Below are 23810 nucleotides of genomic sequence, written 5' to 3'. Positions count from 1 at the left end.
TCCTCGCCCCTGACTTCCTGCGAAGGGGGCTGCGGACGGGAATGCTTGAAAGTAAATAATGATGGAAAAAATAAAATATGAAGAAAAACAAAAAATTGCCTTGATTGGCTCCGGTTCATAGGATTACGCAGATATAAAAGATGTTTTTTCACCACGAAGAGCACGAAAGACGCACGAAGTTTTTAGCCACCTGCCTTCGCTAACCCTACGCCGCACTGCATGCTATGCAGGGCAGGAGCTACGGCAAGGCAGGCAGAGAACACCCCCGTAGATTCTCGACGAATCTAATCGCGGGGGTCTCCGCTTCGCTTCAACGCTCCGCTTCGACAGAGGTGCATTTGCTTCAACTAAGCAACCCTAAGGTAGCTTAAATTCAGATTAATCAACCCGCTCTACAAGCGAGCTTGTGCCGCAAGTCTCATATCTGAATTTTTCTACGGCTGCGCCAAAAAGTTGAAGCAATAAACACTGCCGGAAGGCAGGGGAAACGTAAACAAAAAGCCCCGATGAGATAGCTGCGGCATCTCACGGGGTAAAGAATGTTGCGTTGGGGGGTTTTATAGATTAAAATTGAGGGGTAGTTATCAGAAACTCGGTTATCAGTTATCAGCGGAAAATGCAGGAGACAAGAAAAAAAACTAATCGCCGAATGTATTCGCGAGGGTAAACTCCGGCGGAAAAATTCGAGGGAAAAATTATGGCAGAAAACAATTATAAATTTCTTGATGACAGGCCAACTACTCAAGATCGCATTGGACATTTTGAGCTAATAGCAGACGAATTATATAATACGGCCCGTTCTGATCTTAAAAAACCTTTTGTAATTGGTTTATTCGGTTCTTGGGGAACAGGTAAAAGTTCAATTATTAAATTACTTGAGGGAAAGTGCAAAAAAGAAAAAGAAAAAACAAAAGTAATTACAGTTGACGCTTGGCGGAAAGACAAGGATATATTTAACAGACAATTCTTAAAAAAGATTGCAAGAGAGTTATTTGATGACAATAGTTACAAAGATATCAAAAAGAAAATAGATGAAAAAAATATTGTAAACAAAAGTAAATGGGAACCAAGTAAAATAGCATGGTGGTTATTTGGGGTCTTTGTATTTTTGCTTTTGGCTAGTAGTGCTTTATCGGGTTGGGGATGGCTTAAAAGCAAAGAAGTTATAAATCCTTTCCCATGGTTATCTGTCATGGGATCTTTTGTAGGTATTTTAATTGCCTGTTATTTCCAAATTATACTGCCAAGATTTTCAATAACCACTTCTACGCAAACAGACGATGTTTCCCTTCAGGATATTGATTATTTTAGAGACATATATTTTAATGAAATAATTTCAAAAGCAAAAGAAAAGCATATTTGTATTGTAATAGACAACTTAGATAGAGTAGAGCCTGAGGATACATTGGCTATCATTAAAACACTTAAGACATTTATTGTTGATGCAAAAGAAGATAACAATACAAAAGAAGCCGTCGATAAGGATGATTTAGATAAGGTGGTTTTTATTATTCCTTGTTGTGATCAAGAATTAAGAAGACATTTTAATAACATTGAACAACATCCTGGCACTTTGGATCCTGTTCCAGAAAAAAAGGATAATGGAAAAGATTTTTTAGAGAAATTTTTTAATGTTTCTGTCAGAATTCCAGAATTTAGATCACAAGACGCATTTAGGTATGCACAAGAATTGTATCGCGATATGAAGTTAGATTTCTCAAAAGACCACAGGGATATTATTTGCCATATAATAAAAGTGGGCTTTGGAAAAAATCCAAGAAAAGCAAAAATATTTCTGAACAATTTTTTAATCAAATACAATCTTGCCAAATCCTGTGAAGAAGCCGGCAAAATTAAAAAAGGAATAATCACCCAACATCCAGACTGTTTAGCAATTGATTTAGCTAAAGAAGATATGGGTGATTATTACGGACGTTTAAAAAATAGAATTACTTCTGAATGTGCCGCTGCTATAACATACCTTAAAACACCTAACGATTTTGACAAAATAGAAGGACTATATGAATTGTACAATCTCGCCTACGAAAATAATGAACAATTTGCAAAATCACTGTCTGGTAGATTGGAGGAAAGTCAGGATATAATCAATGCGATATGGAATAACACTGATGCTAGCGATTCTATTGGCCGAGTCAATGCTATATCATCTGTAATGGCGGCTATCGAATTAAATGACAAAATAGCAATATCTTCTACAACAGCAGATCAAATGGCATTGTCGCTATCTTCACAAAATCCTAATCAATTACCCAAAATGCCGGGGAAGATTGTTTATCAACGAATTTTAAAAGGAAAACCTGATGAGGTTTTAAGAGTTATAGAAAATTTGGGAAAACCCATCAATGGAATCGAATATACAAAGGAACAAATTAGATATAGCGTAGATGTATTTGGCTCAATACTTGAAGACAACCAAATATTATTAAGTAATAAACAGTCGAATGTAATAAAACTTAAGCAGGAAATACCACAGACCATTGAGCGGCTTGCAGGATTGTATGATGAGATAGTACCGATTGCTATAAAATATCCAGATTTTAAATCAAAAACACTCTTTAGTAAGTCTTTGAAAAGAGTCAATGAAGGATATTTTGATGTTTTACCAGATAACGTCGTAGAATACTGTATGGCTTTAGAGAATATAGCCGAAGATAATACTCAACACATAAAAAATGTAATCCAATGCTTCAATAAAGCATTAGGATATTTTAAAAATGAAGAGAAATGGGATGTAAAAACAAATAAAGAGATAGAGATAAATTCTGAACAATGCGTAAATTTTTTGAAAGCCTTACGAAGTATAAATGCTCGTGCTTATGAGCATAATATGCTACCGGCAGATAGTGAGGCTGTATTGCAAACTCTTAATCAATTGTTTGACTATGTTGACGATAAAAATAAACTTGAAATAATCGACACATATGGCGATTATGAAAATTTTAAGAAATGGTCGGGAACGATGAGGATAGCTACAGATTTATGGAATTCAAAAGGGAACAAGTTACTATCGTCTGGATCAGAACAAGTTATTAATAAGTTTATTGAAAAAAACAGTGACTTGATAAATACGAGACTTTCTCAAAATATAAATACAGCAGGGAGTAGATATAAAAGTATATGTCTTCAGGTTCTCGATGTATATGCTGGTAGAAGAAGGAGTATTGTATCAGAACTATGGAAAAACAAGAGTGATTGGGTGGGTGAGTGGATTAAGAATAATGCTTCAAAAATGGATAAAGAACAAAAAAGAGAACTTCAAGATACTCTGTTTAGCATTGCAAACAGTAGTGGATATCCCATAGATGTATATCAAACCCTTAGTTATTTGAAGGTGGGCAATCATAGAGAGGCGGTAGAGACACGAAATGAGCATTTTAACAAATTGATTCAATCAGAGGGACTATCTACGATTGATAGGCTAGAGTTCGTGCTTGAACGAATTGATAAGGCTTCATATCAAACTACAGATGAACAGAATGATTTACTTAACAAAGGCTGGAGAGAGATTGATCAAAGAACTGCTGGAAGCAATTTAAAACGATTAGTCGAAAAAGTAATAAGGATTTAAAAATGCCGGATAAAGATGCCATGATGAAGTAGTTTTAAGAACCCTGCCATACAAAAATGACCGCTCTATTACCCTTGCGCAGGGTTTCCACTTCGCTTTGACGGTCGCGGCTCTGTTGCGTTGTGTGGCGGCTTAAGGATTTTAATATACCCACGCGCTAACGCTTGGGGCTCTGAACCCTGCCCCCCGGCACCCGCCTTCGCCATCCTCCTTCGTTAAGAACTACGGAAGGACGAGAAGGCTACGGACGGGCAGGCAGGTTTGAGGGTTAACCGGAAGCGATTTATTTTAATAATTGACAAAATTTGAAGGATTGTTAAGATTATTACCAGTTTACAGTCAATAGTTTATAGAAATATTATTCAGATTTAAGGCCGGAATATAATCAATGGCTAAAGTAACACTGCCGGATGGCAAAGTATTGGAGATTCAAGACGGCCTGACGATAGGTCAGGTGGCGGAAAAGATAGGGGCAAGACTCGCCCGCGACGCGGTAGCAGGTAAAATAAACGGTCAAACCGTCGATTTAAGCACACCAATCAATAAAGATGTCGATATTTCAATCATAACAGCCAACAAACCTGACGGTCTGGAGATAATCCGGCATAGCTGCGCCCATGTTATGGCTGAGGCGATTTGCAGTATCTGGCCGAAGGCTCAATTAGTTTACGGGCCGACGGTGGAAGACGGCTTCTATTACGATATCGACCTTGACGAGCCGGTAAGGCCGGAAGATTTTGAAAAAATCGAAAAGAAAATGACTGAAATCGCTGAGAAAAAACTGCCTTTCGTTCGGAAAGAACTTGGCAGAGAAGAAGCGATAAAACACGTCGCAGGCAACAGGTACAAAATCGATAATATCGGCAGGGCGACGGGCGATAGTATAAGTTTTTATTCGCACGGCGGCGGGTTCGAGGATTTGTGCAGAGGGCCGCACGTTCCGAGCACCGACAGGATAGGCAGCTTTAAGGTTATGTCTGTATCGGGGGCTTACTGGCACGGCGACCAGGCACAGAAAATGCTTCAGCGGGTTTACGGCACGGCGTGGGCGACGAAAAAAGAACTCGACGATTATCTGCACAGGCTCGACGAGGCGAAGAAACGCGACCACAGATTTCTCGGTAAACAGCTCGACCTTTACAGCATTCACGACGATATCGGGCAGGGATTGATACTGTGGCACGAAAAAGGTTCGTTAATCCGGCACATAATCGAAACGTTCTGGAAAGAGGAACATCTGAAGCGCGGATACGATATTATTTATACGCCGCATATCGCAACGGAAAAAATTTATCAGAAAAGCGGACATCTGGAAAAATACGCGGATATGATGTATTCGCCGATGGATATTGACGGGCAGAATTATTATCTCAAGCCGATGAACTGTCCGGGTCATTATATGATTTATAACAATAGTCCGCGGAGCTATCGCGATTTGCCGATGCGGTTCTGCGAGTTGGGAATGGTATATCGATATGAGCCGAGCGGGACGCTGCACGGGATGCTGCGGGTTCGCGGGTTTACGCAGGACGATGCGCATACGTTCTGCACGCCGGAGCAATTGGGGCAGGAGCTTGATTTGATTCTCGAACTGATGCACTTTATGATGACGACGTTCGGATATACGTATAAGGCGTATCTTGCGACGCGGCCGGCGAAATTTCTCGGTACGGAAGAGGAATGGGATCGGGCGACGAAAGAATTGCGGATGGCTATGGACAGACGCGGGCTGAAGTATGAAGTGGACGAAGGCGGCGGAGTGTTTTACGCGCCGAAGATTGATATTAAACTGATAGATTCGCTGGGACGCGAATGGCAGGGGCCTACGCATCAGGTTGACCTGCAGGCGGCAAAGCGATTCGATATTCGATACATCGGCGCAGATAACGCGCTGCACGAGCCGATAATTATACATCGAACGGTACTCGGGAGTATGGAAAGATTTATCGGCGGTTTAATTGAGCATTACGGCGGAGCTTTCCCGCTGTGGCTTTCGCCGGAACAGATGCGGGTGCTGACTATCAGCGAAAAGAGCAACGATTACGCACAGAAACTGAACAAGATGCTTAAAGCTGAAAATTTCAGGTGTGGAATCGATATGTCAGACGAAAAAGTCGGCGCGAAAATTATCCGGGCGCATAACGATAAAGTGCCTTATATGCTTGTCGTCGGGCCTAAAGAGGCACAAACTGAAAGCGTAAGCGTCAGAATCCGCGCGGGCAATGATAACAAGAGTACGCCGGTCGCACAGTTTATGGCCGCGGTAAAAGAAAAAGTTGTGTCGAGAATACAGGATTTGAATTTATAAAAGTGTGTGAATATTATTACGATTGAAAGGGAATAGTTATCGGAAAGGTAAAACTGAGAATTAACGGGCAAATCAATGCCAACCCGGTTCGTCTTATAGGAGCCGACAACAGCCAAATAGGAGTTGTCAGTCTGACCGAGGCTCTTGACCATGCGGGACAGGCGGAACTTGACCTGGTCGAAATCGCTCCGGAAGCCAGCCCGCCGGTGTGCCGAATAATGGACTTCGGCAAGTATTTGTACGAACTGAAAAGGAAAGAAAAACAAAACGTTAAAAAACAGCACACAATTGTCGTAAAGGAAATCCGGCTGCGTCCGAAGACCGACCCGCACGATTGCGAAACTAAAATCAATCATGCACGCGAATTTTTCAAGAAGGGACATCGAGTACAGTTTACGATGATGTTCAAGGGACGCGAGATGATGCACCTGGAACTCGGGCAGGCACGGATGAACGAGATTATCACGCAGCTCGAAGATGTCGCGAAAATCGACCACCCTGTAAGCGTACAGGGCAAAAGAATGACCGTGCTGATGTTTCCCAAGTAATTGAGACTATTTTGCCTTTCGAACGAAGCCGGAGAAAACAAAAGTAAATTGTTGACCTTGGGCCGAAAGGTTGCTAATATACCAATCTTTATTTTTATAAACAAGAGATATGAGGTTTAGAAATATGTATAAAACAAAGACGCATAAAGGTTTAAAGAAACGCGTAAAGGTAACCGCCCGCGGTAAGGTTAAGGCACATAAGAGCTTTACCGGCCATTTGATGAGCTCAAAACCATCCAAGAGACGCCGCCGGCTCGGTAACCCAATTATCATTGCTGAAGTATATGCAAAAGTAATGAAGGAAATGCTTAACAAGAGTTAATAACAGCCTTATAGGCTTGGTATCCGCTGCCGAGAACCGGCAGGATATTTGAAAGGAAAGCTGACATGCCACGTGTACGAAAAGGTTCAGCCACCCGTAAAGCAAGAAAAAGAGTCCTTAAAAGAGTCAGTGGACACAGAGGTTCACCGGGCCGGACTTATAGACTTGCCAAAGAAAGAATAACCAGGTCGGAAGTATTCGCAAGAGTCGGCCGCAAACAGAAGAAAAGACAATTCCGAAGTTTGTGGATTATACGCTTAAACGCAGCATGCAAAACGCGAAATATCCGGTACGGCCAGTTCATTAACGGCTGTAAAAAAGCTGCTATCGGCATTAACAGAAAAATGCTAAGTGAAATTGCCATTTTCGACCCCGCAGCTTTCGATGCCATAGTTGAAAAGGCACGAACCGCTTGTGCTTAAGCAATTTGAACAAATCGGTAAAGACGCGCTCGAATCGCTCAAAAAGGTAACTGATCCCGCTCAGCTTGAAGAATTCCGCATTCGTTTCCTTTCGCGAAAAGGAGAGGTAACGGAAATGCTGAGCCGAATCGGCCAGGCACTTCCGGAGCAGCGAAAAGAAGCCGGCACACTTGCCAATAAAATCAAGCAGGAAGTTACCGCCGCGTTCGAACAGCTTAAAAACTCTCTCCAAGGCACATCCGTAAGAAAAGGACCTGCCGTAGATATTACTTTGCCGGGAATCAATTTCGAAAAAGGCAAGGCTCATATAATAACGCAAACCGCAAACGAACTGCTCGAAATCTTCGGCAGAATGGGTTTTGCCATCGCGTACGGCCCGGAAGTCGAAGACGAATGGCACAATTTCGTCGCGCTCAATATTCCGCAGGGACATCCCGCAAGAGACCCATCAGATAATTTCTGTATAGATTTAAATAAACTCCTGCGAAGCCAGACATCGACTATACAAATCCGTACTATGGAAAAACAAAAACCGCCGATAAGGGTCGTTGCGCCGGGCAGAGTTTACAGGCCGGATACGGTCGACGCGACGCATATGTTTATGTTCCACCAGCTCGAAGCTCTCGTGGTCGATGAAGGCGTTTCAATGGTCGATATGAAAAGCACCATCGAGCAGTTCATACACGTATTCTTCGGCAAAGATGTAAAATGGCGATTGCGGCCGAGCTTTTTCCCGTTCACAGAACCAAGCGCAGAAGTTGATTTGCTTTTCGTCGCCAAAGACGGCAGCGAAAAGTGGATTGAAGTCGGCGGATGCGGTATGGTCGACCCGAACGTTCTAAACGCGGTCGGCATAGACAGCGAAAAATATACAGGCTGGGCGTTCGGATTCGGAATTGAACGGCTTGCGATGAGAAAATACGGCATTACCGATATCAGACTGCTGTTCGAAAACGATATCCGCTTCTTAAAGCAATTCTAAAAAAGCCACAGAGTTTATTTTTTAATTTTAGCCACAGATCTCACAGAGGACACAGAGAAACTGTATAATTTAACCACGGATTTCGCGGATTTTCACAGATTTTAAATTGACCTCGTCCGTCAGAGGCGAATAAAAATTCACACGAATTAACACTGAGTTTCTTATTTTTTGGGTGATATTGTCTTATCATTGAATTCTGGTAAATGCCCAAACTTCTCAACATATGTTGCCCAGGATTCATATTCCATCAGCGTAACTTTCCCCATTATGCGAAGGTCGGAAGGTTTATTTGATAGAACATTACATTGCATATAGTAAATTTGTGTCGATTTGTGTTCATTCGCGGTTGGTTTCTTTTTTGGCAAGGCGTTTTGCGGTTTTTGAAACCACTTCCTTTGTTAATTTGTCTTTGTCAATCTGGGTTTGCTGCTGGGCGAAATAAGAGGCGAAAAAACAGGCTTTATCGGCGTCAGTCAGATTTTCGCGAACCATAAAAGCCTGCACAAGATTTTTAATTCTTAAACGCCATGGCAGGTTATTGAACTTTTTAGTTCTTTCATTATCGAGGAAATAAAAATCAAAATTATCTTTGGAATCATCTTTGTTTAATAGATTTCTCGGCTCCGCCCCAAAGGGGCTTCGCTCGAAATGACAATGAGCGGATTTTACAAGGACATTGCCAAGTCTTAAATCGCCGTGGAAAATCCCTTTATCGTGCATCCGGCCAATGGTCCGGGCGAACTGCTCAATCATTTTCTGCTTCTGTGGTGAAGGCAAAACCTCCAGTATCTTGTATAAAGGCGTGCTGTTTCGAATTTCCTGCGTCATAAGAAACTGCCTGCCGCAGGCGACGGCGGGGGGAGCTAAAAAACCGTTATCAGACAGCATTTGACCCGCTTTAAAGGCTCTTTCGGCACGGGAAGAAATTATCAGTGCCTTGAAAAAATCAAAAATATTACGGTTAAAATACTGTTTTAAAATAAGGCTGTAAACCTTTGCCCCAAAGAAAGCATTGCACCTTAAAACACAGGCGAACCTGGAAGAGGCCAGTTTTTCGAAAGAAGCCCTTATGCCATCGGGAACCTGAACATCCGAAGATTCAAATCCCGATGGGAAGTTGTCAGCGATTAATGTTTTCCTGTAAATCATATAAGAACTTCAGCCACAGAGTTCACAGAGAACACAGAGATATAAAAATGGATTCCCGCCTTCGCGGGAATGACATTGACAGTGTCAATCCGTGTAAATCCGTGTCTGATAATGACAGTGTAAATTTGTGTCGATTTCATATTTCAACAGCCGATGACAGCTATGCCAAGTTTGTCGGCCAGCTCAATTGTCTGTGGTTTGTCTATGATAATAGTTCTGTCCGCCTCGACGACAAGACACCTGCTGCCGTTTTTATGGAGTGCCTCAATCGTCTCCGGGCCGACGCAGGGCACATCGAAACGCTTATCGAGGTCGGGACGCGATGCTTTTAACAGCGTCCAGTTGCCTCTTCGGCATAACTGGCCTGCGCGTATAATCATCTGGCCGGTTCCTTCGACGGCTTCGACGGCGAGGACAGATTTTTCCTTTACGGCAATGGCCTGGCCGATGCCTGTTTCGGAAATTTTCTTAACCATCAGCCAGCCGAAATCAATATCCTCCTGAACGCCGGCAGACGGTTTTGTTTTTGTCATAGCGCCTTCGACGGCGAGATGTTCCTTACAATATTTAGTCGAGTCCTGCAAAATAATACCTCCGCAGGCCAGCTCATCAGCTATCGCCTGCAAGATTGTCTGGTCAACTTTGTTTTGTTTCCTCAAACGCCAGTAATAAATTCTCAGCGCCCGCCAGTCCGGCAAATATTTTAAAATCCGCATCGGGGTAAAAAGTTTTTCCTTGCGAACTTTGCCGACCATAATGGCGTCTGTAACGCCGTATTTTTTTAACTTTCTAATCCATGCTCCCGGCCGGGCAAGAGGAACCTGCGAATAATAGTCAACTTCGCCGGCAAGGTCTGGCGCGGGATTATCGCCAAGCCCTGCGCAAACGACTTTCAGGCCAGCCTGTTTCGCACCGTGTGCAATCAGAAACGGCAACCTTCCGCCGCCCGCTATTAAACCTATTATTTTATTATCACTCATTATTATTAGCAGCCACTAAGACACGAAGGCACAAAGTAAAAAAATTATAATCTATTTATTTTAGTGTCTTTGTACCTTTATGGCTAAAAAATATTATTTAGAATCAGATTTTTCAAGACGACTGATGGCTTTTTTTATCTTCGGCAGGTCTTCAATCAGACTGTATGCGCGTTTGGCGTTTAAGGCACCGATGGCCGGAGTGCCCGCGACGGACTGGCCGTCTGGAACATCATTTATTACGCCTGCCTGAGCGGCAATTGTAACGCAGTTGCCGATTTTAATGTGTCCGACAATGCCCGCCTGACCTGCAATGACACAATGATGGCCGATTCTCGTAGATCCTGCAATTCCAACCTGACTTACGAGCAGGCAGTGATCGCCTATCTTTGCGCCATGCCCGATATTGGTAAGGTCGCCGATTTTACATCCTTTGCCGATAATCGTATCTTCGACGGCTCCTCTTTGAACGCAGCAATTAGAGCCGATTTCAACATCGTCTTCCACCGCCACTATTCCTATCTGCGGAATTTTGTGATGTGTGCCCTTATATGTCGCGTAGCCGTAGCCGTCTTTGCCAATTACCGTATTGGCATTAATTATAACATTATTGCCGAGTGTGCAGCCGTCGTGAATCACCGCGCTGGGATATAAAATACAGTTTTCGCCGATTTTCGCATCAGGGCCTATAAATACATTCGGATAGATAGTCGTATTTTTGCCGATAACCGCACCATCGCAGATAACAGCAAAATCATGAATGTCGCAGCCATCGCCGATACGGGCGGTTTGGGAAATCGAGGCTTTTTTGGAAAGACCAATTTTTTTATGCGTCCTTTGGCCGTGAAGCAGAACGACTATCTGGGAGAAAGCATAATACGGGTCCTCGGCAATGAGCAGCGGCGACGGACAATCGATATCTTTGCCGACGATTACAGCGCCGGCTTTCGTAGCCGCAATGGATTTCGCGTATTTAGGATTCGAGAGAAAACTTATGTCCGAAGAGGTCGCATTGTCGAGGGTCGCAACAGAGGAAATTTTTATTTCCGCATCGCCTTTAACCATGCCATTTACGAACTGGGCCAATTGTCCTAATGTTTTTGTCGGCATCTGCTTCCTGGCAATAATATTGATAAACCGCGTGGGCTAAAGCCCACCCTACAAAACTACAAAACACAAAAATGATATTATAACGCTTAGATATTGCGGGTCAAGAACTTAAGAATTTAAGGGCGGCACGGCTTACCTGGCCCGCGGCCTGGCAAGAGGGGTTGGTAAAATCCTGGTCGTCAAATTTGAAGGTCTTTACTTTCGGGCCCGGGGGGCAGTAAACAGCCGGATTGGTCGGACCGAAACAGGCAATCGTGGCAATGCCTGAGGCAGATGCGATATGAGAAATTCCGCTGTCATTGCCGATGAAGCAGCCGCTGCAGCAGAGAATCTGGAATGTCCGGGCAAGCGAGGTTTCGATTATCGTCGGCGCCAGGGCAGATAACCTGTCGAAGGTTTTCCTGCTGAAACGTTCCTGTTCGGCAGGGCCGAGCAGAAAAATTACATTTTCTCCGGCTTCGAGCAGTTCTTCGGCCAAAAGATAAAAGTTGTCGATGTGCCAGCATTTTTTGACGCCGCCGCTGCCGGGATGAATTACCGCGGGCTTCTGGTTTTTCTTTATGCCGAGCGAATCAAGAAGTGCGCGGCCCGCGGAAAGGTCGGATTTAAAAGGTTTAATATATTTTTTTTTGTCAATGGCGGAACGTACCGACAGTTTGCGATGTTTATAATCGGAACACGCGGCGGAAATCGAATCGCAGTAAAATTTGGTTATGTGATGTTTATAATCGGCGGGTGGCTTTAACCGGAGCGTAGTAACCTCGACCGGATTGCTGCAGTTGGCGGTATAAATCAGATTGCGTTCGAAATCATCGCCGGGGTTTCCGAGAAAATTAAAAATATGCCGATAGCCTGCAAAAGCAGCTATGAGGGAATCGCCGTCCTGAAGTTCGAAATCCTTGTGGCTGACATAAAGCCTGTGCAAATCGATAGAGTCAAGGTCCTTTATGCTGTCGATGCAGCTTCGTGCGGGAAAGTATTCCATATATTGACTTCTGCCGAGCATAGCTACCGTGCCGATTTTGAAGGCTCTTTTGATAAATTCTGCCACCGGCAGCGTGAGAACACAATCGCCTATCGCGCCGGGCTGGATTATCAGGGCGCGGGTGGAAAGTTTGTGCGATTCCGTTTCAGCGGAAGATAAAATTTTCAAAATGTCCCGTTCTTCGTTCATCAATCCAAAGCCTCGTCAATCCATGCACCACCGGCCATCTTAAGGCCAATGGGCGATTCCATATAAAAAACTACCGCCTGCCCCGGCGTTATCGCAGTGAGCGGCCGGTCGAATACGACCTTAACCGAATTTTCCTGAGGGTAAACCATACCATCTACAGGTTTATGATTATACCTGATTTTTACTTTCGCGGCAAACGGCTGTTGGGGGGTATCAATGAGCCAATTCGGATTCGAGGTAAAAAGAGTTTTGTGAACAACTTCTTCGGCTGGGCCGAGAATTACGGTATTCGTATGGCTGTCGAGCTTCGTTACATACCAGGGCACGCCCATAGCTACCCTTAAGCCTCTACGCTGGCCGATGGTGAAATGATGAATGCCGTTATGTGTGCCGAGGATTTTTCCGCTGCTGTCAACGATGTTACCTTCTTTTGCAACTTCCGGGCAAAGCTCTTCAAGTTTGCCGGCGTAATTATTATCCGGAATAAAACAAATCTCCTGAGAATCGGTTTTATCGCTTACGGACAAGCCAAGTTTTTTTGCTATTTTACGAGTCTGGTCTTTGTTATCGAAATCGCCGAGCGGAAAAATCAGATAAGGCAAAACGCTGCGGTTAATCATCGCAAGAGCGTAAGACTGGTCCTTTTCCGTATTGGCGGCGTAAAGACCAATACCTGCATCATCCCGGTGTATCGCGATATAATGGCCTGTAGCGAAAAAATCTGCGCCTTTGGTTTTCGCGTAATCGAAAAGTTTGCCGAATTTGATATTACGGTTGCAGAAAACGCAGGGATTAGGTGTTCTGGCGTGCTTATACTCATCGCAGAAGTAATCAAGCACTGTTTTAAAATTCCCTCTCAGGTCGAGTGCTTCAAATTTAATGCCGAGGTCTTTTGCGATATTCCGGGCGTCGTCGCAATGCTGCTGAGCGTGGTCGTGAACCGTCATGTAAATGCCCGTACAGTCGCAGCCTGCCTCGATAAGAAGAGCGGCGGCAGTAGAACTGTCAACACCGCCGCTCATCGCGACAAATACTTTTTTACCTTTTATTGACCGCGTATTATTCAATGTAGTATGCAGCGAGTTTCAATTATTTCTTCTTTTCAAACAATCCCTTGAGCTTGTTTACTGTCGTATCCTGTGTTCCTTCACCAGCAGGTTTGTCTGTAGATTTAAAAAGCCCTTTCCCAATGTCGCCAATCGATTCAAGCGATTTGCCGAGATTTTCCTGAATAGGTCCAAGCAAATCGGACGGAAGGATGCCGGCGCCCTGAGAGGCGACTTCGCTTGAAATCGCTGCGAATATTTTGCCCACAACGTCACTTAGGGATGATTTTTCACCGCCTAAATTAGTCAGATGTATCGATGCAATTTTCAATTTTAAAGCATCGGATTTGCCGGGGACAGGGAGAAGTTTTGCGGTTACATTGAGGTTTTTCATATCGACAGTTGAAATGTGAACGCCTTTCGCGTTTTTCGCAGGCTCAGTGGTTTCGGTTTTCGGCTTTTCAGGTATCGATTTGAGTATATCGCTGACGTTATTCGTAAGACCTTTCTGCTCGATTACCATAGAGACGCCGTCAATCGTGATATCGTTGATCTCGACTGGATTGCTTAAAAGCGAACTGATACTGGTTGTTACCGAAATTGAGTTTGCTTCGAGAACGTTTTTGTACTGGTATCCTGGCGGGTTGCCTATCTTGAGTTTGGAAACCGTAACGTTGCCTGAAAGAATGCTCAGGCTTATCTTTGCCGTGGAAACGTCGACGTTGAGCTGCTTCGCTATCGCTTTCTCAACAGCACTTTTGAGAATTCCATCAATGGAAACCAGACCGATAACTACAACGATGAAAATAATCACGATGATGGCAAATAAAATGTTCAATCCATTACTTTTTTTCTTTTTTTCAGCCATTTTCGTTCCTTCCATGTAAAAATTTTATGGGTTGCTTTGTTTAACGATATTATTTAACTGATTCAGAAAATCAGCAGAGACCTTGAAACCCTGCTGCTGAGCAATTTTCGCATGGTTGATGGCCTGTTGATACTTGCTGAGCGAGTATAGGGTAATTGCCAGATTATTGTGCGCGGCAGGATAGTTCCAGCGGAGTTCAATGGCTTTTAAATAGCATTGTTTCGCATCTTCATATAGTTTGCGTGCCGAATACGAAACAGCGAGATTAAAATAAAGGTCGGCATCATTAGGATTCAGTTTTATCGCGGCTTTGTAGTTCTCTTCGGCAAGGTCGTAAAGCTTGCGGTCCATATAAATATTGGCGAGATTCTGCCATGCGGCGACCATATTAGGGTCGGCCTTTATGGCATTTTCGTAAGCCTGTATTTCATCTTCCACCCAGCCGAGCTTGTTATAAACAAGGGCAAGCCCCATATGCGCCCTGACATTTAACGGCTCATAATACACCGCCGTTCGAAACTGCTCGATCGCCTCGTTGTACATTTCTTTCTGAAAATAAACATAGCCCAGACCGCAGGCGGCCTCAACCGAGTTTGTTTTGAGAATAAGGGCACGTCTGTAATTTGAAACAGCCGAGTCCAGTTGTTTTTTGTCCTGATAAATCCCGGCCAGAGTAATGTAGATATCTGGGTCGCGTGAATTAACGTCGGCAGCTTTCTTCAGTGTCGATATGGCTTTGTCATCGAGACCTTTCAAATGGTACGCCTCGGCAAGACCTTTGTAGATTTCGGCATAATTGGGGTCAAGTTCAAGAGCGATGTTATATTGTTTGATTGCCGCGTCCGGAAGGCCCTTTTTTCTGTATGCGTTTGCAAGGTTATGATGCGTTTTCGCGTCCGCTGAATTTATTTCGAGAGCCGTTTCGTACTGCTGAATCGCAGCATCGGTCATATTTTTTCTCAGGTAAATATTGCCGAGATTCGTCCGTGCCTCTGCGAGCATCGGGGTAAGAGCGACCGCCAGCCGCTGGTAATAAAAAGCGTTCTCTATCTGGCCGCTGCCGAAATAGTTATTGGCCAGATTATTGAAAAAGCAGCCGATAGTCTCCTTTTTGGTAAGGTTGCGAAGATAAATGTTATTTGTGGCGGCAGGTATTTTGAATTCCTTGATATAGTGCTTGTCAGGCGGATTTGCGCCATCCTGAGTAGTTTCAATATTGAAAGGTTTGCTGGCGTCGTTGCACCGAACAAAGAAATGACCGGGAACAACCACGCCGTGCAAAGGCAGGTTGAGTCTTTCGCCGAGAGAAAGATACAGTATCGACAGGCTCAGGCAATATCCTCTTTTGTTGTCGATAACCGTATTGAGAAAAAGGTCGTCCGGATTGTTGGCGTTATCGACAGGTTTAAAACCGAACTTCCTGAATAAAAGCTCATTAATCGCATCTACCGTTTTACGGCTGTTGGAAGAAGATTTTGTCATCTGACGGACCTGCCGGGCCATATCGTCAATAATGTCGAGGTAGCGGTTTATATCGAGTTGCGGGTCCCACCGTTTACTTACGAGCAGGACACTTGCGGCAATGTCTATGTCATTATCGCTGAGCTTTAGAACCTCTTCAATCGAATTAGGGTAATATCCCGCCGCGACAGCAGGCAGGCAGATAGCAATCAATATTAAAAGAGTAAATTTATTTTTCATTCGCTGTCACTCAAAATAGCGTCAATCATTTGGCGAGTTATATCTTTTATCGATACCTGTTTTATTTTTGAAGTCAGACCCGCCGTAATAGTTATCTGATTTTTAGGAATATCGAATTTTTCCGCAAGCAATTTTATAAGAGCATGGTTGGCTTTGCCTTTTTCCGGCGCGGCCGAAAGCCTGACCTTTAACATACCGTTATAAATTCCGGCAATATCCGTTCTGCTGCTGCCGGGGGCGACCTTGATATTGAAAACCACCCGGCCGTCCTTTTCGGTAATATTCAAAATGTTTTCAGACATCTAAGCCGTATTCCCTGATATTTTTGCCGACAGCGGCCTGGATATATCGTTCAATCTGCGAAGCAAGTTCGCCGAGGGCTTCTATCTGAAAATCCTCATAATGGCCCGGCACAAATTCGCCGTTCAAAGCCTTCTTAAAAACCTTGACCCTTATAATCGGACAATGGCTGTTTTTTTTGCTGAAATCAGAATTCGGATGCTCGGTAAGCTCAATCCGCCAGTCCTCGCTTATAAAGACCAAAGCTCTGCCTGTAAAAACAGAAGCCGGAAAATATTCATAAAGTGCTTTAAGTGTATCCATTTTTGCCGCCAGAATAAATCAGGATAGTATTATATCTTCAAAGTAAAGTTATTTCAAGCTGCCAATAAGTTCGTTAATGGCAGTTATATTATGCCGAATACAATATTTGTTTATGCCGTCTATAATTTTGACCGCAGTATCAGGATAAACGAAACCGGCAGTACCTACGGTTACGGCTGTCGCTCCCGCGATGATAAATTCAATTGCGTCGGAGGCGGTTCTTATACCTCCGCCTGCAACAAGAGGGATGCCCGCGGGTTTAGCGACTTCATTATAGACCTTATTTACAAGATAAACCGCTATCGGCTTTATGGCAGGGCCGGAAAGGCCGCCTGTGCGATTGGCGAGAACGGGCTTTTTGGTCTCAATATCGATAACCATCGCCGTAAAGGTATTGATAAGACTAAGGGCATCTGCGCCACAATCGACCGCCGCACGGGCAATGGCGCTGATATCAGTTACGCTCGGTGTAAGTTTGACGATTAGAATTTTATCTTTAATGATTTTTTTTACTTCGCCGGTAATCTGCCGGACAAGAGCAGGGTCAGTGCCGAAAGTTATGCCTCCCTTTTTGACATTGGGGCAGCTTATATTCAGTTCGAGACCTGCTATCCGTCCGCATTGCGCCAGTTTTCCGGCGACGGCGACATAATCATCGATAGTCTGGCCGGCAATGTTCACAAAGAACGGAGTTTTGTACCTCGACATTAAGGGAATCTTTTCCTGTATGAATTTCTCAACGCCTATGTTGGCAAGTCCGATTGCATTGAGCATACCGGAATCCGTCTCGACAATCCGCGGCACATCGTTTCCCTGACGCGGCAGCAGGGTGATACTCTTTGTGATAAAGCCGCCAAGGAGGTTTATATCCATAAAGTCGTCAAGCTCGTCGGCATAACCGCACGTTCCCGAAGCGGTCATCAGCGGGTTCACGAGCTTCATCGGGCCCAGATTAACCGAAAGGTCAATATCTTTATTTTTTATTGCCATACAACCTCGTCAGACCAGAAAACAGGACCATCCTTACAGCAGAGTTTGTATGAAGTATTTCCGCTTGTTTTATCGAGGCATTTAACCGCACAGCTCTGGCACAAACCGATACCGCAGGCCATTCGTCTTTCGAGACTTACCTGGCAGGGGATTTTGAATTCACTGCTCAAAGAGGCAGTGGCAGAAAGCATCGCTTCCGGGCCGCAGGCGTAAATTATCGCGTCTTCGAGCTGTAGTTTGTTTTGTGTGAGCTGACTTTTGAATATCTCTGTAACAAAGCCCTTAAAGCCCGCAGAGCCGTCGTCTGTGCTTATAAATGTCTTTATGTTATGTCTTGCGAATTCTTCTAATGTAATATCAGTTTTTTTCTTCAGCCTGTCTGTCTTTATATCGAAGAACGCCAAATCGTCTTTTGTCTTTGCGCCGACAAACGCTGTTATTCCCGTGTCGGGGCATTGTTTTTTCAGAACCTTCGCAAGATGTATAAGCGGGGGCGCTCCCATTCCCCCTGCGACGAGTATTACATTTTTTTTCTTTTCAGAAATCGTGAAACCGTTTCCGAGCGGGCCTATAAGATTGACAGTGTCGCCGGGTTTGAGAGTTTTCATTCGCAAGGTCGCAGGGCCAAGGACACAATAAAGAATTTCCACGATAGTACAGTCTTTGCTGCAGTCTATATCGGAAAAACTAAAGGGCCTTCGCAGGATAACATTTCTCGAAGCGCTGTCTGAAAATTGCCCGGGGATGAGCTTTTCAACCGGCAGGGCAAGTTTTGAAACATCAATTTCAACAAACTGACCTGCGGATGCATGGGAAAACGAGATATGAGTTTTTTTCTCAAGTTCCAGGCTCAGACGGAAAAATTTATCGCCCAAGCTGCGATTCTGCAGGACAATCGCATTGTAAATTCCCTTTTTTGACGGTGCACTTGCCATAAGTAACTATATTAAAAACAATTATGTACTGAACTGTCAATATATAAAAAAACTTCCGGAATATTCATCCACTGGTATTCCGGAAGCGCGCCACGGCTTGAAAGCCGCAAAATTCTTGTTTTCATTGAGAAACAAGTATAACTATCACAAATAACATTGTCAATCTGACATAAAAAAATAACGAAAATCGTATAACTTCTTATTTTAAATAATGTTATACGAAAAAAACCAAAAAAACAGGAAAAATTCAGGACAATCCGCAAATATCAGCCATAAATCATTATTTTACAATAAGTTATATTATTAGTTGCTTTGTGGTCGTTTTTTTGTTAGAAATTCTACCCATGCCATTTGTCAGAATAAGGCGTTTTGCGATATTGATGCTGGTTTTGATACAGCAGGCCGCCTGCAGTGCGTCTATACAGGAAAAAATAGAACATATAATTGCAAGAAAAGACCAGAAGAATGTTGAATACAGTGTTATGGTCGTTGACGCGCAAACAGGAAAATGTGTATTCAGTTATAACCCTGCAACACCGCTTACGCCTGCATCCAATATGAAATTAATTACAAGCTTTACCGCGTTAAAACGTCTCGGCACAGATTATAAATTCGTAACAAGAGCAGGACTGATAGGCAACAAGCTCGTCGTAATCGGAGGGGGCGACCCGCTTTTGGGATTTGCCGGTAAAGATTTCATAGGACAAATCACAGAAGCACTCAAGGCGAAATCCATAGAAAAATTAGACAGCATAACCGTCGACAGTTCCATTTTCGATAGTGAACGTATTAATCCGAACTGGCCCAGAGACCAGCTTAACAGACCTTACTCAAGCGAAATAAGCGGCCTTAACTATAACGGCAACTGTGTAAAAATTTCCGCTGCAAGGACTGACAGTGGAATTAAACTGACTAAAGAACCTGATACGGCATTTCTGCGACTGCTTAACAACGTTAAGCCGATATCAAAAGGTCAAAGTGCCATAGGCTCAAACCGTACAGAACAGGCGAATCTGATTATAGTTTACGGCAAATGCAGAAACGCCGCGTCGTTCGATGTCACTATTGAAAAGCCCGCTTTGTTCTTCGGCTATCTGCTCACTGAAAATCTACGCCGGGCAGGTATAAGCGTTGAAAGCCCTTTAACCGAGATGGGCGTTAACCAGCAGGATGTTCAAATTATCGCCGAGTTCAATACGCCTATAATGGAAGTTATCCAAAACTGCAATAAGGTCAGCCTTCAAATAGCCGCGGAATGTCTTTTAAAAACACTGGCAGCTAATACGATGACAGGCGGGAAAGCGGGAAGCTGGCAGGCAGGAAGAAAAACTATTGGAAGTTACCTTTTAAGCCTCGGCATTGACAAGACCGAATTTTATATCGACGACGGAAGCGGACTTAGCAATGTAAACAAACTATCCGCAAACGCTATCAGTCGTGTGATAATGGACGCTTATAAGAGCCGGTTTTGGCCGGAGTTCAAACAGACACTCTCCATCAGCGGTGTGGACGGTACCATTAAAAGTCGATTCAATAAAAATAAATATGGCGGAAAAGTGTTTGGAAAAAGCGGCTATATCAACGGCGTGCGAGCTTTATCGGGAGTATGCGTCGCCGAAAACGGAGGCAGAGAATACATCTTCTCAATCATCACGAATAACGCAAATTACCCGACCAAAAAAGCCATAGCCGATATAGTGACAACAATTATTGACGAGTAGCAACGTCGCGGTTATTTGCCAATCGGCAAAGTAATGATAAATTTTGTTCCTTTGTCCGATTCGGAGTCAACTTCGATTGTTCCTTCGTGCGAATCGATAATCTCTTTGCAGAACACAAGGCCAAGGCCTGCGCCGACCCGACCGGCAGGGGACTGAGGAGTCTTTGTCGAGAAGAACGGCTCAAAGATTTTCTCCATATTCTCCGGTGAAATGCCGGAGCCAGTGTCAGATATCTCTATTACGACAGAAGCCTGCTGGCAGATGGCTTTTATGGTCAGCGTTCCGCCGGAAGGCATCATCGCTTCACGGGCGTTTAAAATCAGGTTCATCAATACCTGCTGCAACTGGACCGGAACAGCAAGGAAGCTAAGCTCATCTGGAATTTCGAGTTTGACCTTTATTTTGTCTTTATCGAAATCCCTGCCAATGCAGGAAAAGACTTCGTTAACGAGCTGTTTCAACCTGCATATTTTTTTATCAATCGCTTCACCATTTACGACGGCCAGGATGCTTTCGAGAATTTCAGAGGCACGGGCGCTATTAAATACGGTTTTCTGAAGGGCCTTCTGAGTCAGGGCGGCATCGTTGGGATTATTCAGCGCAACCTGGGCATAATTGCCCAGCGGCATAAGGATATTATTAATTTCATGGGCGACAATCGCGCTGATAGTACCCAGATTAGCAAGGGTCTGGAGCTTTGCCAGACGTGCCTGAAGTTCTTTATTCTGCTGTAGTTGCATATTAATCTCTTTGTTAAGAGAACGGCGTTTCTCAATTATCTGCTGCAAGGTGTCCTCCATGGACTAAATCAAAAAAGACTTTAAAAAAAATTACAATTAAGATAAAATTACAGTATTATGTTTATCGACATTTAAGAAGTTTTTCCTTAAAGATATGAATAATAAAGCTATCCGCCATCGCATAAGGCTATGGCGGACGGGACTAAAACAATAATACACAGATAATGGAAATATAATTTTTATGGATAATAAGGCCGTTCTTGAAGAACTGCTGGAGCTGCTTGAGGGAAATGGTGTTAAAATACGTAAAGATTCGCTTGGCGGCGGCGGTTCAGGTTTGTGCAAGATAAAAGACGGTTCCTTCTTTTTTGCGGATGCCGATTCGAGCGATTATGAAGTCGCGGCAATTTGCGCAAAGGCGGTAAGTGAAGTTTTGGATATTGAAACGATATACCTCAAACCTGAGGTCAGGGCGTTTATTGAGCAGAATATGGAGAAAAAGCAGCAATGACAAAGACGATGGCAAAACAGAAGAAGGGCGATGAAAGTCCTCAAATCGCAGCGATACTTGTTGTCGATGATAACGAGCAGAACCTTGAACTTCTGCAGGCATATCTCGAAGACATCGAGTGCCGAACAATACCCGCAAAGGACGGCATAGAGGCGCTCGAAATAATCAAAAAATCAAAACCAGACCTTGTGCTGCTCGATGTTATGATGCCGAGAATGAGCGGCTTCGAGGTTTGCAGAAGAATAAAAAATAATCCGCAGACCGCCGATTTGCCTGTGATTATGGTTACGGCCCTTAACGAACTGGGGGATATCGAAAGGGCGATTGAGTCGGGAACAGACGACTTTCTCAGCAAGCCTGTCAATAAGCTCGAACTTATAACCCGCGTAAAAACAATGCTGAAACTTAAACATCTATCCGACAAACTCGAAAAGACACTGGCGTATCTGAGCGAAATAGAAAAACATGCCAAATAACAAAAATCCGCAGGGGGCAGATTAAGCGGAATTATTCCTTTGCGCCGGCTTTTTCGAGCAATTGCACAATTTCTATGTAGCCGTCATTTTTTGCGGCCCCTAAAGCTGTTATGCCGTCGTTTGTTTTCGCGTTGGCATCGGCGCCTTTATCGAGCAGGAGTTTGACGACTTCCGGTCTGCCCTGCAAAGTTGCCGTTGTCAGCGCCGTCATACCATTGCTAATCATCCTGGCATTGGCATTGGCGCCATTTTCGAGCAGGAGCCTGATGACCTCGGTATGGCCCCTCTGTACCGCTACAAGCAGGGCTGTTACGCCGTCCTTATCCGTGAGTTTAACATCGCCGCCATTTAACAGAAGAAGTTCGACAACCTCCGAATGACCTTCCTGCGATGCCAGCCACAGGGCGTTTATGCCGTCATTGTCCCTGACGTTAACATCGGCGCCGTTTTCGAGTAAAAGCCCGACACTTTCGAGATGGCCGTAATACGCCGCCAATGTAAGTGCAGTTCCGCCAATATTAGTTCTGACGCTGACGTCAGCGCCATTTTTTAAAAGGAGCCGAACAATATCAGTATTGCCGTTGGCCGCGGCCATTGCAAGAGCCGTCGTGCCGTCATTGCCTTTGGCGTTTACGTCGGCATTGTTTTTTAAAAGCAGTTTTACAATTCCAGCGAAGTCATTGTACGAGGCCCACATCAGAGGCGTTGCGCCATTTTTATCTTTGGCGTTGACATCAGCGCCTTTTTCAATCAGGAGCCGAACGATGCCGTCATAACCGGAAATCACGGCTACCGTCAGCGCCGACGCTCCGGTGTTGGTTTTGGCGTTGACATTGGCATTCTTTTCCAAAAGCAGCTTAATAATTTTGGTATGGGCCTTCCACGTCGCCATATACAGCGCCGTTGTGCCTTCATTAGTCTTCGCATTTACATTGGCGCCATTAGACAGAAGGGCCTGTACGGCAGGGAGGTTGCCGTCATAAGCGGCCTGAATCAATTTATCATTCTTACTCGGTTCATTAGGTTCAGCAAATGCCGCAGGTATCAAAGACAGACACATCAGAACAAATAAAATATGTTTCATTGGGTTTTCCCTGAACTGACATCAACATTTATATATCTCGAACAATTTCAGTGATTATCATAGTTACAATATCCATTGTCAAGTTTTATAAATGCCGATTTTGAGCTAAAAACAGGTTAATTGGCGGCAAAACGATTAGGGCAGACCTAAACGGGTAATTTTATGAAACCGGCGTACTGTTTAAAAGCTTTTTTATCTGCTCTAATAATTTTCCCGTATCGAGAGGTTTGGCAAAAATAATATGACCGTTAGCCTTTGAGCTGTATTTTTCCTCATCTGTTTTTGTAATCAGAGCGGTTAAAAATATCACAGGAATATTTCTGGTCTGGACGTACTCTTTCAATTTTGCCGCCACTTCCTCGCCCTCCATATTCGGCATTAATACGTCAAGTATAATGATATCAGGGTGCTCTAATAACGCCCAGCCTATGGCATCGGTTCCGGTTGTCGCCTTAATAACAGAATATCCTTCAGAGGTTAATCTTTTACCGAGCATCTGCAGAAAATCCTCGTCATTATCGACAATAAGTATTTTCTTCATAATATTTCCTTTC

23 protein-coding genes are annotated in these 23810 nt (G+C 44.0%); 9 read left to right on the top strand and 14 right to left on the bottom strand.

Annotation, left to right across the window (positions count from 1 at the left end):
• Window positions 1–697 precede the first annotated feature (697 nt).
• From WC496_10545 to pheS, 6 genes are all read left to right on the top strand, one after another.
• Window positions 698–3589 (top strand): P-loop NTPase fold protein, encoded by a 2892-nt coding sequence (locus WC496_10545; protein ID MFA5293459.1) that lies wholly within the window; start codon window positions 698–700, stop codon window positions 3587–3589.
• A 388-nt stretch (window positions 3590–3977) separates the two neighbouring features.
• On the top strand, window positions 3978–5897 hold the full coding sequence (gene thrS, locus WC496_10540) for a threonine--tRNA ligase (protein MFA5293458.1): 1920 nt from the start codon (window positions 3978–3980) through the stop codon (window positions 5895–5897).
• Window positions 5898–5929: 32 nt separating this feature from the next.
• Window positions 5930–6445 carry a translation initiation factor IF-3 gene (infC, locus tag WC496_10535; GenBank protein ID MFA5293457.1) on the top strand — a complete coding sequence of 172 codons (516 nt, stop codon included), beginning with the start codon at window positions 5930–5932 and terminating at the stop codon, window positions 6443–6445.
• A 124-nt stretch (window positions 6446–6569) separates the two neighbouring features.
• A complete protein-coding gene (gene rpmI, locus WC496_10530; protein ID MFA5293456.1) occupies window positions 6570–6767 on the top strand; it encodes a 50S ribosomal protein L35 in 198 nt (65 codons plus the stop codon).
• 65 nt (window positions 6768–6832) lie between these two features.
• Window positions 6833–7189, top strand: a complete 357-nt coding sequence (gene rplT, locus WC496_10525) for a 50S ribosomal protein L20 (GenBank protein MFA5293455.1) — start codon at window positions 6833–6835, stop codon at window positions 7187–7189.
• Window positions 7182–8171: a phenylalanine--tRNA ligase subunit alpha gene (pheS, locus tag WC496_10520; protein MFA5293454.1), complete on the top strand. Its 990-nt coding sequence runs from the start codon at window positions 7182–7184 to the stop codon at window positions 8169–8171. Before rplT ends, pheS begins: the two co-directional genes overlap by 8 nt.
• A gap of 336 nt (window positions 8172–8507) precedes the next feature.
• Here pheS and WC496_10515 read toward each other — a convergent pair whose 3' ends face one another.
• The 11 genes from WC496_10515 to WC496_10465 all read right to left on the bottom strand — a co-directional run bounded on the left by WC496_10515 (window position 8508) and on the right by WC496_10465 (window position 18724).
• Window positions 8508–9320 carry a lipopolysaccharide kinase InaA family protein gene (locus WC496_10515; GenBank protein MFA5293453.1) on the bottom strand — a complete coding sequence of 271 codons (813 nt, stop codon included), beginning with the start codon at window positions 9318–9320 and terminating at the stop codon, window positions 8508–8510.
• Between the two features lie 143 nt (window positions 9321–9463).
• Complete coding sequence (gene lpxI / locus WC496_10510) at window positions 9464–10300, bottom strand: UDP-2,3-diacylglucosamine diphosphatase LpxI (GenBank protein ID MFA5293452.1); 837 nt, start codon at window positions 10298–10300, stop codon at window positions 9464–9466.
• 93 nt (window positions 10301–10393) lie between these two features.
• A complete protein-coding gene (gene lpxD / locus WC496_10505) occupies window positions 10394–11407 on the bottom strand; it encodes a UDP-3-O-(3-hydroxymyristoyl)glucosamine N-acyltransferase (GenBank protein MFA5293451.1) in 1014 nt (337 codons plus the stop codon).
• A gap of 100 nt (window positions 11408–11507) precedes the next feature.
• Window positions 11508–12581, bottom strand: a complete 1074-nt coding sequence (locus WC496_10500; GenBank protein MFA5293450.1) for a glycosyltransferase family 9 protein — start codon at window positions 12579–12581, stop codon at window positions 11508–11510.
• Window positions 12581–13648: a tRNA 2-thiouridine(34) synthase MnmA gene (gene mnmA / locus WC496_10495; GenBank protein ID MFA5293449.1), complete on the bottom strand. Its 1068-nt coding sequence runs from the start codon at window positions 13646–13648 to the stop codon at window positions 12581–12583. The genes WC496_10500 and mnmA overlap by 1 nt, the downstream gene beginning before the upstream one ends.
• Before the next feature lie 22 nt (window positions 13649–13670).
• A complete protein-coding gene (locus WC496_10490; protein ID MFA5293448.1) occupies window positions 13671–14495 on the bottom strand; it encodes a hypothetical protein in 825 nt (274 codons plus the stop codon).
• A gap of 24 nt (window positions 14496–14519) precedes the next feature.
• Complete coding sequence (locus tag WC496_10485; protein ID MFA5293447.1) at window positions 14520–16196, bottom strand: tetratricopeptide repeat protein; 1677 nt, start codon at window positions 16194–16196, stop codon at window positions 14520–14522.
• Complete coding sequence (locus WC496_10480; protein MFA5293446.1) at window positions 16193–16498, bottom strand: DUF167 domain-containing protein; 306 nt, start codon at window positions 16496–16498, stop codon at window positions 16193–16195. The genes WC496_10485 and WC496_10480 overlap by 4 nt, the downstream gene beginning before the upstream one ends.
• Window positions 16491–16799 carry a hypothetical protein gene (locus tag WC496_10475; GenBank protein MFA5293445.1) on the bottom strand — a complete coding sequence of 103 codons (309 nt, stop codon included), beginning with the start codon at window positions 16797–16799 and terminating at the stop codon, window positions 16491–16493. Before WC496_10475 ends, WC496_10480 begins: the two co-directional genes overlap by 8 nt.
• A gap of 48 nt (window positions 16800–16847) precedes the next feature.
• Window positions 16848–17789, bottom strand: coding sequence for a dihydroorotate dehydrogenase (locus WC496_10470; GenBank protein MFA5293444.1), 942 nt, complete (start codon window positions 17787–17789; stop codon window positions 16848–16850).
• Window positions 17780–18724, bottom strand: coding sequence for a dihydroorotate dehydrogenase electron transfer subunit (locus WC496_10465; protein MFA5293443.1), 945 nt, complete (start codon window positions 18722–18724; stop codon window positions 17780–17782). The genes WC496_10470 and WC496_10465 overlap by 10 nt, the downstream gene beginning before the upstream one ends.
• Window positions 18725–19068: 344 nt before the next feature.
• On the opposite strand from WC496_10465, the gene dacB reads away from it, so the two are divergent.
• A complete protein-coding gene (gene dacB / locus WC496_10460; GenBank protein ID MFA5293442.1) occupies window positions 19069–20445 on the top strand; it encodes a D-alanyl-D-alanine carboxypeptidase/D-alanyl-D-alanine-endopeptidase in 1377 nt (458 codons plus the stop codon).
• An 11-nt stretch (window positions 20446–20456) separates the two neighbouring features.
• Here dacB and WC496_10455 read toward each other — a convergent pair whose 3' ends face one another.
• Entirely contained in the window at window positions 20457–21233 is a 777-nt protein-coding gene (locus WC496_10455; GenBank protein MFA5293441.1) for a HAMP domain-containing sensor histidine kinase, read from the bottom strand.
• Between the two features lie 193 nt (window positions 21234–21426).
• Here WC496_10455 and WC496_10450 point away from each other — a divergent pair, with 193 nt between their 5' ends.
• Together WC496_10450 and WC496_10445 are read left to right on the top strand one after the other, a co-directional pair.
• Entirely contained in the window at window positions 21427–21696 is a 270-nt protein-coding gene (locus WC496_10450) for a hypothetical protein (protein ID MFA5293440.1), read from the top strand.
• The gene (locus tag WC496_10445) at window positions 21693–22172 is read left to right on the top strand and encodes a response regulator (protein ID MFA5293439.1); all 480 of its coding nucleotides are present in this window, start codon (window positions 21693–21695) and stop codon (window positions 22170–22172) included. The genes WC496_10450 and WC496_10445 overlap by 4 nt, the downstream gene beginning before the upstream one ends.
• 31 nt (window positions 22173–22203) lie before the next feature.
• On the opposite strand, the gene WC496_10440 is transcribed toward WC496_10445, so the two are convergent.
• A complete protein-coding gene (locus tag WC496_10440) occupies window positions 22204–23256 on the bottom strand; it encodes an ankyrin repeat domain-containing protein (protein MFA5293438.1) in 1053 nt (350 codons plus the stop codon).
• A 160-nt stretch (window positions 23257–23416) separates the two neighbouring features.
• Window positions 23417–23797, bottom strand: a complete 381-nt coding sequence (locus WC496_10435) for a response regulator (protein ID MFA5293437.1) — start codon at window positions 23795–23797, stop codon at window positions 23417–23419.
• Between the last annotated feature and the right edge of the window lie 13 nt (window positions 23798–23810).

The organism is Phycisphaerae bacterium (genome assembly GCA_041652575.1).
In the GTDB taxonomy this organism is placed as follows: Bacteria; Planctomycetota; Phycisphaerae; order Sedimentisphaerales; family UBA12454; genus UBA12454.
Note: the sequence above shows the minus strand (reverse complement) of the source record. Positions and strands in the feature narration are given on the sequence as shown.